Source organism: Sphingomonas sp. SRS2, from assembly GCF_000971055.1.
Classification (GTDB): domain Bacteria; phylum Pseudomonadota; class Alphaproteobacteria; order Sphingomonadales; family Sphingomonadaceae; genus Rhizorhabdus.
This window is the reverse complement of the sequence record NZ_LARW01000110.1, coordinates 1-12,738: the sequence shown is the minus strand read 5'-3', so window position 1 is coordinate 12,738 and position 12,738 is coordinate 1. Positions and strand designations below refer to the sequence as shown.

General features: G+C 62.1%; 15 protein-coding genes and 1 pseudogene. 3 read left to right on the top strand and 13 right to left on the bottom strand.

Going from position 1 to position 12,738, the window contains the following annotated elements; all coding sequences use genetic code 11:
* Positions 1 to 4 precede the first annotated feature (4 nt).
* A complete protein-coding gene (locus WP12_RS17325) occupies positions 5 to 358 on the bottom strand; it encodes an ArsR/SmtB family transcription factor (protein ID WP_046194940.1) in 354 nt (117 codons plus the stop codon).
* A gap of 56 nt (positions 359 to 414) precedes the next feature.
* On the opposite strand from WP12_RS17325, the gene arsH reads away from it, so the two are divergent.
* Positions 415 to 1,146, top strand: a complete 732-nt coding sequence (arsH, locus tag WP12_RS17320; RefSeq protein ID WP_046194939.1) for an arsenical resistance protein ArsH — start codon at positions 415 to 417, stop codon at positions 1,144 to 1,146.
* Between the two features lie 264 nt (positions 1,147 to 1,410).
* Here the strand turns inward: arsH and WP12_RS17315 are convergent, their stop codons facing one another.
* The 9 genes from WP12_RS17315 to WP12_RS17275 all read right to left on the bottom strand — a co-directional run bounded on the left by WP12_RS17315 (position 1,411) and on the right by WP12_RS17275 (position 8,706).
* A complete protein-coding gene (locus WP12_RS17315; protein WP_443027886.1) occupies positions 1,411 to 2,451 on the bottom strand; it encodes a glycerophosphodiester phosphodiesterase in 1,041 nt (346 codons plus the stop codon).
* A 7-nt stretch (positions 2,452 to 2,458) separates the two neighbouring features.
* The gene (gene grxD, locus WP12_RS17310) at positions 2,459 to 2,788 is read right to left on the bottom strand and encodes a Grx4 family monothiol glutaredoxin (protein WP_046194938.1); all 330 of its coding nucleotides are present in this window, start codon (positions 2,786 to 2,788) and stop codon (positions 2,459 to 2,461) included.
* A 12-nt stretch (positions 2,789 to 2,800) separates the two neighbouring features.
* A complete protein-coding gene (locus WP12_RS17305) occupies positions 2,801 to 3,034 on the bottom strand; it encodes a BolA family protein (RefSeq protein ID WP_046194937.1) in 234 nt (77 codons plus the stop codon).
* Positions 3,035 to 3,038: 4 nt separating this feature from the next.
* On the bottom strand, positions 3,039 to 3,362 hold the full coding sequence (locus WP12_RS17300) for a DUF1476 domain-containing protein (protein WP_046194936.1): 324 nt from the start codon (positions 3,360 to 3,362) through the stop codon (positions 3,039 to 3,041).
* A gap of 121 nt (positions 3,363 to 3,483) precedes the next feature.
* A complete protein-coding gene (gene leuD, locus WP12_RS17295; RefSeq protein WP_046194991.1) occupies positions 3,484 to 4,062 on the bottom strand; it encodes a 3-isopropylmalate dehydratase small subunit in 579 nt (192 codons plus the stop codon).
* Positions 4,062 to 4,880: an N-acyl homoserine lactonase family protein gene (locus WP12_RS17290; protein WP_046194935.1), complete on the bottom strand. Its 819-nt coding sequence runs from the start codon at positions 4,878 to 4,880 to the stop codon at positions 4,062 to 4,064. Before WP12_RS17290 ends, leuD begins: the two co-directional genes overlap by 1 nt.
* Positions 4,877 to 6,316, bottom strand: a complete 1,440-nt coding sequence (gene leuC / locus WP12_RS17285; RefSeq protein ID WP_046194934.1) for a 3-isopropylmalate dehydratase large subunit — start codon at positions 6,314 to 6,316, stop codon at positions 4,877 to 4,879. Before leuC ends, WP12_RS17290 begins: the two co-directional genes overlap by 4 nt.
* 173 nt (positions 6,317 to 6,489) lie before the next feature.
* Positions 6,490 to 7,791 carry a serine hydrolase domain-containing protein gene (locus WP12_RS17280; RefSeq protein ID WP_046194933.1) on the bottom strand — a complete coding sequence of 434 codons (1,302 nt, stop codon included), beginning with the start codon at positions 7,789 to 7,791 and terminating at the stop codon, positions 6,490 to 6,492.
* A 33-nt stretch (positions 7,792 to 7,824) separates the two neighbouring features.
* Entirely contained in the window at positions 7,825 to 8,706 is an 882-nt protein-coding gene (locus tag WP12_RS17275; protein ID WP_052730465.1) for an HAD family acid phosphatase, read from the bottom strand.
* Between the two features lie 211 nt (positions 8,707 to 8,917).
* On the opposite strand from WP12_RS17275, the gene WP12_RS17270 reads away from it, so the two are divergent.
* Positions 8,918 to 9,253 carry an antibiotic biosynthesis monooxygenase family protein gene (locus tag WP12_RS17270; RefSeq protein ID WP_046194989.1) on the top strand — a complete coding sequence of 112 codons (336 nt, stop codon included), beginning with the start codon at positions 8,918 to 8,920 and terminating at the stop codon, positions 9,251 to 9,253.
* A gap of 76 nt (positions 9,254 to 9,329) precedes the next feature.
* The gene (locus tag WP12_RS17265) at positions 9,330 to 10,487 is read left to right on the top strand and encodes a calcium-binding protein (protein ID WP_046194932.1); all 1,158 of its coding nucleotides are present in this window, start codon (positions 9,330 to 9,332) and stop codon (positions 10,485 to 10,487) included.
* A 163-nt stretch (positions 10,488 to 10,650) separates the two neighbouring features.
* Here WP12_RS17265 and WP12_RS17260 read toward each other — a convergent pair whose 3' ends face one another.
* From WP12_RS17260 to WP12_RS17250, 3 genes and pseudogenes are all read right to left on the bottom strand, one after another.
* Positions 10,651 to 11,412, bottom strand: a complete 762-nt coding sequence (locus WP12_RS17260) for a hypothetical protein (RefSeq protein ID WP_152664058.1) — start codon at positions 11,410 to 11,412, stop codon at positions 10,651 to 10,653.
* Positions 11,413 to 11,424: 12 nt separating this feature from the next.
* A pseudogene (gene dgt / locus WP12_RS17255) lies at positions 11,425 to 12,573 on the bottom strand (dGTP triphosphohydrolase); the annotation flags it as partial.
* 51 nt (positions 12,574 to 12,624) lie between these two features.
* A partial coding sequence (locus WP12_RS17250; protein WP_152663832.1) for a transposase occupies positions 12,625 to 12,738 on the bottom strand: 114 nt, incomplete at its 5' end.

Below are 12,738 nucleotides of genomic sequence, written 5' to 3'. Positions count from 1 at the left end.
TCCTTCAGGTGCAGGCGCCTTGGGCCCCGCAGCTCTGGCTTGCGATGGCTATGAGGGGGGCGCAGATTTCCGGGGAGCCGGCGCAGCAGTCCTCCATTAGGAAGGCAAGCAACTGTCGCATGGTGTCGTAGTGGGCGGTGTAGATGATCGAGCGGCCTTCGCGCCGCGAGTCGATCAACCCGGCGTGGCTCAGAATGTTGAGGCTGGCGGAGAGGGTATTGGGCAGTACGCCCAGCCGTCGGGCGATCTTTCCCGCCGCGACCCCGTTGGGGCCGGCTTGCACTAGCAGCCGGAAGATCGCCAGCCGTCCTTCGTGCGCAAGGGCGGCAAGGCTTGTAACTACGGACTTGGTTTCCATATTTCTACGATATAGGAATTATGCGACAGTTTGAAGTCGCCTTTTGAAAGTCGCACATGACCGAGCTCCCCGCCCTACAGCCCCAGTTCCTCGACACCCCGACGTTAGAGAAGCTCGAGCCGCGTGCTGTCGCCACGCACCCCCCGCGGATCCTGCTGCTCTATGGTTCACTGCGCGAGCGCTCTTACAGTCGGCTTCTCACCGAGGAAGCGGCGCTCATTCTTCAGCGATTCGGCGCCGAGACGCGGATCTTCGATCCACGAGACCTGCCGCTTCCGGACGCGGTTTCTCCCGACCATCCGAAGGTGCAGGAACTCCGGGCGCTATCGTTGTGGTCAGAGGGTCAGGTCTGGTGCAGCCCCGAGCGCCACGGTGCGATTAGCGGCATCATGAAAGCCCAGATCGACTGGATCCCCTTGGAGATTGGCAGCGTGCGTCCGACACAAGGACGCACCCTGGCAGTGATGCAGGTCAGCGGCGGATCTCAGTCGTTCAACGCTGTAAACAGCCTTCGCCTGCTAGGCCGCTGGATGCGCATGATCACCATCCCCAACCAATCCTCGGTCGCTAAGGCGTATCAGGAATTCGACGACGCAGGGCGCATGAAGCCGTCGCCCTACTATGATCGCGTGATCGACGTGATGGAGGAGCTCTACAAGTTCACCCTGCTCACGCGTGATCGCGCCCCTTATCTGGTGGACCGGTTCAGCGAACGTAAGGCGGAGGGGCGCCTCGTCCCTGGCGCAGAGCTTGCGGCCGCCGCGATGGCGCACGAGGCAATCGATTAGGTATACCCAGCTGAGGACGCTGCTCGGGTTCGCAGAACGCAAAGTCCCCGCGAAAGCGTTGCGACCCTCCGTCCGGAGCAGGCAAGTAGATCTGCCTTATGATGTCCTGGCGAATGCTGCGGAACATCCGCCACGTGTATCGGCCAGCCGGACGCGGCGAGGGCGGAAAGCTGACCGTCCGGTCTTAGGGGTTTGAGCGAGCCAGCTCTACGACTGGCATTGGGTCGTTCCTGACAAGCCATTCTCACAATCGTCACCCGTCCATCACTGCCCAGCCGCCGCCCGCGCCGCTACCGCCTCGCCGGGAAAATCGCTGAACAGTCCATCGACCCCATAGCCAAGAACCCGCCGATACTCCGCAGCGGCATCACCCCGTCCCCCCTGACCCTCCCCAATCCGGTCCCCCGCCGGCAGGAAGATATTCTCACTCCGAAAAGTCCAGCTGTGGACGCGGAGTCCGGCGGCGTGCGCGTCGTTCACGAGGGTCGTTGCGGGCAGCGCCTGCCCCGCCGCGTCGCGGGGCTCGATCAGCAGCTTGTACGGGCCGATCGCATCGGCATAGCCCGCGATAGCCTTCAGCCCCGCCGGCGTCACCATATCCGCCACCGTCAGCCCGGTGCCGCTCTCAACCTGGTCATAAGGTGGCTCGTCGCCATCGATCAGCTGGACGAGGCGGAGCCGGGTCATGCCGCGCAGGGCCTTGAGGTTCGACACCTCGAACGACTGAATGAACACCGGGTCGTCGGCGCGCGTGAAGCCCGCGCGCGTGAGCGCATCGATCAGCGCGCGCTCCATCGGCTTGCCGATCGCCGCGAAATAGCTCGGATGCTTGGTCTCGGGATAAATGCCGACCGGCCGCCCCGCCGTGCGGACCAGCGCCAGCGCTTCGTCGAAAGTCAGGATATTCTCATCGAGCCAGCCGGCATTGGCCGGGCGTAGTTGCGGCAACCGCTCCCGCGCGCGCAGCGTCTTCAGTTCCGCGAGGGTGAAATCCTCGGTGAACCAGCCCACCACCGGCTTGCCGTCGATCGTCTTGGTCGTCCGCCGGTCGGCGAACTCCGGATGATCGGCGATATTGGTCGTGCCCGAAATCTCATTCTCATGGCGGACGACGAGGACATTGTCCTTCGTCATCACCAGATCTGGTTCGATGAAATCGGCGCCCTGCTCGATCGCAAGCTTATAGGCGGGCAGGCTATGCTCGGGACGCGCGCCCGACGCGCCGCGATGTGCGATGACGATCGGTTGCGCGACCGTAGCGGCAGCCATCACCATCGCGGCGAACAGCGCGAGGAGACGGCGCACTAACGGCTCAGGCGCGGGCGACGCCCTTTTCTTCCAGCATGTCGGCCAGTTCGCCCGCTTCGTACATCTCCATCATGATGTCCGATCCGCCGACGAATTCGCCCTTCACATATAGCTGCGGGATCGTCGGCCAGTCCGAGAATTCCTTGATGCCCGCGCGGATGCCCGGATCCTGCAGCACGTCGATCGTCGCATATTCGACGCCGAGATGCTCGAGGATCGCGATCGCCTTGCTGGAGAAGCCGCACTGCGGAAACAGCGGCGAGCCCTTCATGAACAGCAGCACGTCGGCCGCATTGACCGCCGTCGCGATACGGGCCTGAACGTCGTCACTCATCGAAATCACTCCTTATTCGGGTGTCGCGGTGGTGAGCTGCAGCGCGTGCAGCACGCCCCCCATCCGTCCGCCCAAAGCTTCATAGACACGCTGATGCTGGCGCACGCGCGGCATGCCGCGAAATCTCTCGCTCACCACTCGCGCCGCATAATGATCGCCGTCGCCGGCAAGGTCGGTAATCTCGACCAGCGCATCGGGCAGCGCCGTCTTGATCATTGCCTCGATCTCGGTCGCCGCCATCGGCATGATTTTATTTGCCTTCCATCAGCTGGCGGCGGGCCTCGACCAGCTTGGTATCGATCGCGGTGCGGATCGTCGCATCGTCGATGTCGACCCCGGCCGAAGTCAGGTCGCCCAGCAGCTTCCGGATCACGTCCTCGTCGCCTGCTTCCTCGAAATCGGCCTGGACCACGCCCTTGGCATAGCTGTCGGTTTCCTCGGGAGTGAGCTTCATCAGCCCCGCCGCCCACTGGCCGAGCAGCCGGTTGCGCCGCGCCGTGATCCGGAACGCCATTTCCTGGTCGTGGGCGAACTTGCTCTCGAAAGCCTTTTCGCGGTCGTCGAAGGTCGTCATAAGTCCCCTGCTCACCGAATATCGTTCATAAATCAGATAGGCATGCTGCCCGGCCTGCGCAACCGCACAAAGCGGGCGGCCCGAGTTTCATTCCATCAAACCACCCGCTGGATCGCGCCGCCTATAGCCAGGGCCGGTCCGCCGCCATCTTGCCCTCGAAGGTCGAGATCACCGCGTCCTGCGCCAGCGTCATACCGACCTCGTCGAGGCCGTTGAGCAGGCAGTGCTTGCGGAAGGCGTCGATCTCGAACGAGAAGCGGTCCTGGAATGGCGTCGTCACGCTCTGATGCTCCAGATCGATGCTGATCGGATCGGTCTTCGCGACCTCGAGCAAGCGGTCGATCGCCTCCTGTGGGAGCACCACGGTCAGGATGCCGTTCTTGAACGCATTGCCCGAGAAGATGTCGGAGAAGCTCGGCGCGATCACCGCGTCGATTCCCATGTCGTTGAGCGCCCAGGCGGCATGCTCGCGGCTCGATCCGCAACCGAAATTATCGCCCGCGATGACGATGTTCGCACCCGCATATTCGGGGTCGTCGAAGACATTGCCTTCCTGCGCCCGGATCGTCTCGAACGCACCGCGGCCCAGCCCCTTGCGGGTGATCGTCTTCAGATAGTGCGCCGGGATGATCACGTCGGTGTCGACGTTCTTCAGGCCCAGCGGATAGGCGCGGCCCTCGACCTCACGGATCGGCTTCATCATTCGGCTCCTTGCGGGAAGGCGGGCAGCTTGGCGACATCGCGCGGGTCATGCTGGATGATCGCGACCGCCTTCAGCGACTTGGCGAGCTTGCGGAAACGATCCATCGCCGCGAGCGAATCCGCGCGATCCGTGTTGAAGGGCGGCACGCCATCGCTGTCGAGATTCTCGTGGAAATGCGCGACATCGCCCGACAGCAGCACCGCGCCGGTCTTCGGCAGGCGCACCAGCAGGCCATGATGCCCCGGCGTGTGACCGTGCAGGTCCACCATCGTCACGCTGCCGTCGCCGAACACGTCCTTGTCGCCGGTCACGCCCTCTACCTTCGCGCCTTCGCCCAGCCAGTTGGCGATCGGTTTGCCGATCTCCTCATTCTTGCGCGCGGCCTCCAGGTCGCCCGCGCCAATCATCAGCTTGGCTTTGGGAAAATCGGCAGCCTGGCCCGTATGGTCGAAATGATGATGGCTGATGCCGATCAGGCCGATCTGCTCGGGCTTCACCCCGATTTCGGCGAGCTGCTCGACGATCGTCTTGCCGAGCGTCGCGCTCATCGGCTTGGCCGGGTCGATCGGCAGGCCCTTCGCCGCCGCGGGCAGGCCGGTGTCCCACAGCATATAGGCGTCACCGTCCTTGATCAGATAGCAGCTCCCGACGAGCCGGCGGCTCTGCCCGGTATAGCTCTGCGTGTCCGAAAAGAGGTTGAGCTGGTTGACCTGCGCCGCGCCGCAATCGAGCCGCCACAGCTTGTCCACCGTGCCCGGCGCGGCCTGCGCGACGCCCGACATCGCAAGGAGGACCGCGCCCAGCGCTATCTTCATGCGATCTTCTCCAGCGTGCGGACGTCGGCGAGACGCCCCGTCACCGCCGCCGCCGCCGCCATGGCGGGCGAGAGGAGATGGGTGCGCGATCCCGGCCCCTGGCGGCCGACGAAATTGCGGTTGGAGGTCGATGCGCAGCGCTCCCCCGGCGGAACCTTGTCGGGGTTCATCGCCAGGCACATCGAGCAGCCCGGCTCGCGCCATTCGAAGCCCGCGTCGGTAAAGATGCGGTCGAGCCCTTCCGCCTCGGCCTGGCGCTTGACCAGTCCCGATCCCGGCACGATCAGCGCCTGGCGGACATTGGCTGCGACCTTGCGGCCCTTCACGACCGCGGCGGCGGCGCGCAGATCCTCGATGCGGCTGTTGGTGCAGCTGCCGATGAAGATATTCTCGACCGGCACATCCTGCATCCGCGTGCCCGGAGTCAGCCCCATATAATCGAGCGACTTCTGCGCGGCGATCTGCTTGGACGGATCGGCGAAGCTCGCCGGATCGGGCACCACGCCGGTGATCGCCACGACATCCTCGGGGCTGGTGCCCCAGGTCAGGCAGGGGGCGATATCGGCGGCGTCGATCACCACGACCTTGTCATATTTCGCGCCCGGATCGGTCGCGAGCGTGCGCCACCAGCTGACCGCATTGTCCCATGCAGCGCCCTTCGGGGCCATCGGCCGGTCCTTGAGATAAGCGAAGGTCGCGTCGTCCGGCGCGACGAGCCCGGATCGCGCGCCATGTTCGATCGCCATGTTGCACACGGTGATACGTCCCTCGATCGACATCTCGCGGAAGACGTTGCCGGTATATTCGACGACATAGCCGGTGCCGCCCGCCGCGCCGATCACCCCGGTGATGTGCAGGACGACATCCTTCGGCGTCACGCCCTCGCCCAGCACGCCGTCGACCCGGATCTCCATCGCCTTCGACCGCGCGAGCAGCAGCGTCTGCGTCGCCATGACATGCTCGATCTCGGACGTGCCGATGCCGAACGCCAGCGCGCCCAATCCGCCATGCGCCGCGGTATGGCTGTCGCCGCATACGATCGTCGTGCCGGGCAGCGAGAAGCCCTGCTCGGGGCCGACGACATGGACGATGCCCTGCTCGCTCGCCACCGCGTCGATATAGGGGACGCCGAAATCGGCGACATTCGTCTCCAGCGCGGCAAGCTGCCCCGCCGATTCCACATCGGCGATCGGCACCCGCTTGCCCGCCGCGTCGACACGCGCGGTGGTCGGCAGATTATGGTCGGGCACCGCCAGGGTGAGATCGGGCCGCCGCAGCTTGCGCCCGGCGACGCGCAGCGCCTCGAACGCCTGCGGGCTCGTGACCTCGTGGACGAGGTGGCGGTCGATATAGATCAGGCAGGTGCCGTCGTCGCGACGATCGACGACATGGGCGTCCCAGATCTTTTCATACAGGGTGCGGGGCGTGTTCGACATGCGGGCCGATCTAGCTCCGCCCGCGCCAATGTCAAAGCAGAGACGGCTTTAAGGTGGAAAGCAGGGCTTTCTACATATCGTCGCCCCGGCGGAGGCCGGGGCCGCCAGAGGCTCTTGCTGCGACGTATTCGCGTACAACGTGCCGGCCCCGGTCTCCGCCGGGGCGACGCATATTATTTCCCCAGTTCCATCCAGTCCTTGAACGGCTGCCGGTACAGCATGTCGAACACCTCGAGCTGCATCCCCGTCGGTTCCACCGCTGCCGAGTTCCACAACATCCCCACCCCGGCCTTCAGCACCGGATCGAACAGGACCAGCGAGCGATAGCCGTCGACCGCGCCGCGATGGCCGATCACCTCGCGGCCATTATAGTGCCAGATGCGCCAGCCAAGGCCGTAGGACGCGTCCTTCAATGCACGGTCGAGGTCGCGCTGGCGGTGGATCGAGAAGGTGCGGATGCGCGGGCTATGCAGTTCGCGCAGCATCGCGGGCGACAGGACGCGCGGGGCCCTGCCCATCTGCGCGCGCATCCAGATGCCGAGATCGATGATCGAACTGTTGACCCCACCCGCCGCCGGCGTCCGGTAATAGGCGTCGGATACTTTCACCTCGCGGCGCCCGCGATGCGGCGGCGCCCAGTTCGGCGAGGATTCGAGCCCCTCGCGCGTCGTCGTCGCCGATTGCATGCCCAGCGGCGCGAACAGCTTCTCCTTGGTCAGTTCGGCATAGCTCTTGCCCCCCGCCCGCTCGGCCGCCTCGCTCGCCGCGTCATAGGCGATATTCTGATAGCTGTAGCATTTGCCCGGCGGGCACAGCAGCGGGATCTGGTTCAGCCGTCCGCGAATCTCCTTCGGGTCGCGGCCATCCTCCAGGTCCTGGTCATAGGCGTTCTTCCAGATGCCCAGGCTCTGCGAGAGGAGATTGTCGATCGTCGCGACATTCTGCGCATTTTCGGGCAGCTTGAGCGAAGGCGCCCAGCGCGCCACCGGGTCCTTCAGCGACAGCTTCTTCTCGCGCGCCAGCTGCACCAGCAGCGTCGACGCCACCCCCTTGGAAACCGATGCCCAGCGGAACACGGTATGCGCGTCGACGGGCTTGCCGCCCTCGCCATCGGTGGTGACGCCATAGCCCTTGGCGAAGCTGAGTTCGCCATTCTCGATCGTCACGATCGCCACGCCGACCACCGCGCGATCCTCCGCAAGCTGGCGCATCCGCTGGTCGAGCCGGCCATAGTCGATCCGCGTCGGCCCGCTCTTGCTGATGCCGATCTTGCTCAGGTCGATCGACAGCCGCGCCGCCCCCGGCTTCGGCGCTTCCTGCGCCTTGCGGAGGTAGAAGCCACCCGCCGCCAGAAAGGCGATCAGCACCGCGACCAGCACCGCGCCGGCGACGACCAGCGCATGCTCGATCTGGACGACCGTCGGGACTCGGGGCTCGCGCGGCGCGGGCGCCGGCGGTTTTCTGCTGTCGGGCATCAGGGCGACGGTCGCACCGGCGGCTGGACCATCCTATCTGCCTCCCTTGCCGGCCGGATCGGCCCATCTCTTGTCCATGGGGAAAACCTGGTCCCAATCACCCGTCACGCCCGATCCATAAACAGGATTGGGGAGGATGAACCAGCCGCTGCCCCACATCGATGCGACCGCCGGTGCCTGTGCGGCGGCGCGGCGCGCGGCGGGGTCGCCGGTGAACAGATCGCTGAAGTCGCCAAGCTGGTCGCCCGCCATCGCGATCACGCACCACCGCTGCGCGATCAGCGCGCGGCGGCCATCCTTGGCGGACTTGCCGTCGACATCGCCCTTCAGGAACATCGTCTCGCCATGGCGAAAATCGCCCAGCCCCGCCGCGGTCAGCGCTGCCGCCGTCGCCTTGGCGTTCGCGGCGCTGCGGTTGCTGTTGACGATCGGGGTGACGCCCATCGCGCGCAGAGCGGTCAGCGCGGTAACCGCGCCCGGCGCCGGCGATACCGCATGCGCGCCGCTCTGCTCCCACCGCCCCCAGCGCGCAGCATCGAACGACGCGCCGCTGCGCGCCTCGTCATATTCATAGCCCAGGTTGAGGACGAGCGTCTCGTCCATATCGAACAGCACCGCGGTCGGCCTGTCCCCGCATTCGGCGAAACGCAGCCGATCGAGCGTAGCCCCCGCCGCCAGCACCGCCGACGCACGACGCGGCAATCGCGCCGCGACCTGCCCGGTCAGCGCAGCATAAGCCTGCGCGCTCGCCGCCGCCGCCTCCGCCGAACCATAGAGATATTGCATCGTCGCAGGCGGCGTCGCGAGCGGCGCGGCCGACGCCGACGGCCCCGGCTCCCGCACCGTGGCGCACCCGCCCAGCCCGAGCAGCGACGCCGCAATCGCGAGACTCTTCAATGACGTGCTTCGGATCATCCGGCTCGCTCTAGCCCCGCCCGTCGCCATGGGTCAACGATCCCGGTCCGCCCTGCCCCCCCCGTCATCCCGGCGAAAGCTGGGATCTCGTGAAGCAGGGACAGATCGGGGAAATCGCGCCATTATTATCACATGCCGCGCGAAAAAATGCTGCGGACCGTTGACCATCGCCGGGCGTTTCGATCATCAGGCAGCGTGTGTGGAGGACCCGATGATCAAGGAACTGGCCGAAATCGATATCAAGCCTGGCCATGAGCAGGCTTTCGAGGAGGCTGCCGCCCTCGCCAAGGATCTGTTCCTGGCCTCGAAAGGCTGCATCGCCTTCCGCCTCCACCGCTCGATGGAACAGCCGAGCCGCTACCGGATGTTCGTCGAGTGGGAGACGATCGAGGACCACATGATCGAGTTCCGCAACTCCGACGCCTTCGTAGAATGGCGCAAGCTCTGTGGCCCCCACTTCCAGAACCCGCCAAGGGTCGAACATCTGGTGATCGTCGTCGAGGGGCATAACGAGGTGGCGCGCGCGGACTCGGTCGCGGCGGAGTGAGCGCCTGACCCGGCACTCCTGCCGAAATGGACTGATCGTCGATTGACGCCTTCCGGCGCTCCTTCATAACGCGCCAATGACCACCATTACTGTCACCGAAGGCTTCGTCTTCGCTCATTCCAAGCTCGATCTTTCACTCGCCTTCACCGCCGAGCTTAGCGAGCGCCTGCCGACCGCGCTGCGCTTCGCGCTCAACGACACGACCCAACTTCGGCTGACCGGCGCCGGCATCGCCTATGACTCCGGCAATCATCCGATCGATGGCCAGATCGACAGCATTCAAAGCTATGTCGGCAGCACCCTCGCCTACACGCTGACGGATACCGATCTCGACCTCGGCCCCGTCTTCGCCGCCGCCCCTTCGGCGCGCGCATCGACGGCGCGCATCGCGATCTTCGCTGGCGACGATCATGCCACAGGCGCGTCGCAGACCGATGTTTTCAATGTGCAGGGCGGCCATGATGTCGTGATGGGCGGCGCCGGCGCCGATTTCATCTTTGGCGGCGATGGCAACGACCATCTCTATGGTCAGTCGCCCAACGGTGGACCGGACGGTGACGACGATATCACCGGCGATTACGGATCCGACTATATCCAGGGCAATGCCGGAGAAGACCAACTCGACGGCGGCCCCGGTGCGGACCGCATCCAGGGCGGCGCGGACGATGACTATATCTTCGGCAATGAAGATAATGACACCCTCAATGGCAATAAGGGCGATGATTGGGTCGATGGCTGGATGGGTGACGATGTCGTGCGTGGCGGCCAGGGCAACGACACCCTGACCGGCGGGGGCGGCCGTGATATCCTGATGGGCGATCTGGGCAACGATCTCCTTGAGGGCCAGGCCACCACCGACACGCTGACCGGCGGCGAAGGTAACGATCGCTTCGTGACCGGTGATACTCGAACCCTGCCTGCCGACCCCTCCATACTGACGGTGATAACCGATTTCACCCATGGCGAAGACCGTATCGAGATCCGCGCCGGCATCGGGACGAGGCCCGAAGCGGTGTTGAGCGGTGCCGCGACCTCCTATCAGACGGCGGCACAAAAGGCGCAGGCGCTGATGGTCGCCACTACTGGATACAATGAGGTCGCTGCGATCCAGGTCGGCTCCGACACCTACCTCTTCTACACCGCGCTGCCGTCAAGCGATGTCCCGACAATGAGCCTGCTGGCGCCGAACGCGGACGCGAGCGATTTCACGCTCGATGACTTCGTCAGGTTTTGACTGGCGCCGGGTGGCTCAAGCGTCGGATACTTACGCTTCGCGAAGCGGGTTTAATTCAAGAGGAATTAAACTATCACCGTAATTACACTTTGCTCTCATTACCCCGGACTTGATCCGGGGTATAGTGATGAGTGCCGAAATGTCTGCCACTGAGCACACATGATCAGAGCAGTGCCATTTGCTCCGCAGATATCCATTCAAAATCACCGATAGATCGAGTTACGCCAGCTTGCCGCCGAATCTTTGATATAAAGTTATATTCAAGTGACGGCACGCGAGACCTATTTCTATCATATTCCAAAATATCGATATCCGAGAAGATACTAATATTTGTGTTAACAAATTCCGTAAGCCTTGGGCCTGTCTTCGCCCTATAGTTCTTTAGAGTTTTTAAACACCTTACCAGAGCGCCCAATGGATTCGGGTTTGGCTCGAAATTTATTTCGAGTCGAAGCTGAGAAATATTCTCAAAATATGACTGACCGACAATTATCTGGTTAGCTCTTATGTCATAAACAATGGCATCCCAGTTGAAAAACGTAGTGTCAATCAACGTATACTTCGTCCGAGGAATGGAGGTATCTTGAAGAAAAGCCCAAGTTCTGTCGAGCTCCCAGACGTCAAATAACCAGCGATCCCTAACTAACCTAAAACCACCAAACTTGTTCAGTTTGAAGCCGCTTTCCATCGCCCATTTTTGAAAAATCTGAACATCAAAAGGTCGGATAACGATATCAACATCGCTCTCGAAGCTAGCGACCCCTTCCAAGGCCAAATCCCTCAGTAGGCCGCCAAAAATGTAAACATCTGCTAGTTCGCTTAGGGCTGATACAACCTTCATAACAGCGCGCCGTTCAGGCGGCACATTCTCAAAAAAGCGCCTCACCCTCTTTTTAAGAACATCGCTATTTGTCGCTACCGCCACCGCGAACAACTCTCAACCGTTGGTGGAGCAAAGCCCTTTTAGCTCCTGTTCCAAGCTTACCGCATAGCTATCGGTCATGCCAGAAATCATGTCCGCTAGCAGCTGACTGCGCTTATAATTCAGAGGGAGGTGGTTGTTGCTATCCTCAAAAATCCTACGGTAATTTTCAGAAATTCGGTTGTAGACGTAGCGCTGGAAGACGTTCGCCTCTGAATCTCGGGCGTCAACAATCAATGGGTCGCCGCGCGCTGCGATCGCGTTCCACATCATGTCCATGAGGGAATGGATGACATTGTATCCCTGCAACTCGATTGCCAAGACGCTACGGTGAATGAAGGCATGCTTGAACGAAAAATCTTTTAGCCCCTTACACGCGAGCTTAGCCGTCGACGATCCGATCAAATCCCCACCGAACTTGCCGTTCATAATCAAATCATAGTTTTCCTCGAAGGCCATAATGACGGCGCTTATCATCGCACCTATCGCGAAAACCCTAAACATCTGCGTCGATATATCGTTCAACTCAGCAGGCGATAGTTTGTGGGATCTATGAACAGTATGCCGCTTCCTGGCGTTATCTACAATTTCTATGATCATTCTATCTTCTGGATAAGTCGCAGTAAGATAGTCAATAATATCAGAGAAAGAGACAAGGCCCTTCTTTACCGCGTCCTCTGCATCAAGAACGGAGTAGGCGATATCGTCACAGGCCTCCATGATGTAAGCCAGTGGATGCCTAACCCCCTTTCTCAAGCCAGTTTCATCGAACACCTCATCCAAACAAACCAGTTCTGAGTGAAAGCATCCGAATTTCTTGGTAGCCTTGCTATCGTCCGAGATAAGTTCTGAGGTTACAGGATATTTCATCAGCGCTGCCAGCGTTCCGCAACAGACGTTCAGACCAAACTCGTCATTAAGGATCTGTAGTTTAGTCAGGATTCTAAAAGTCTGGGCGTTGCCCTCAAAATTCAGGTAATCCGACTGCATACGTTGTATTTCTGTCGCGCCGATGCCCTCTGCCCCTTCGATATCAAGAGCCACTGCGGCATTTTTTTTGAACCATGAGCCAATCGCCTTCTCGCCTTGATGGCCAAAGGGCGGATTTCCTAGATCGTGCGCGAGGCCAATGGCCGCCAGCATCGACGGCAAATCTCGCTTCGCGTGATCGTCTTTTGGAACTTTGCTCTTGCAATCATAGACTAGGGTCGGGACTCATAACCACCATGTGACGGCTGCGGCGAGGTAGATAGCGCCAAGGAAATTGGTGGCGAGTTTGTCGTAGCGGGTGGCGATACGGCGATAGTCCTTGAGGCGGCAGAACATGCG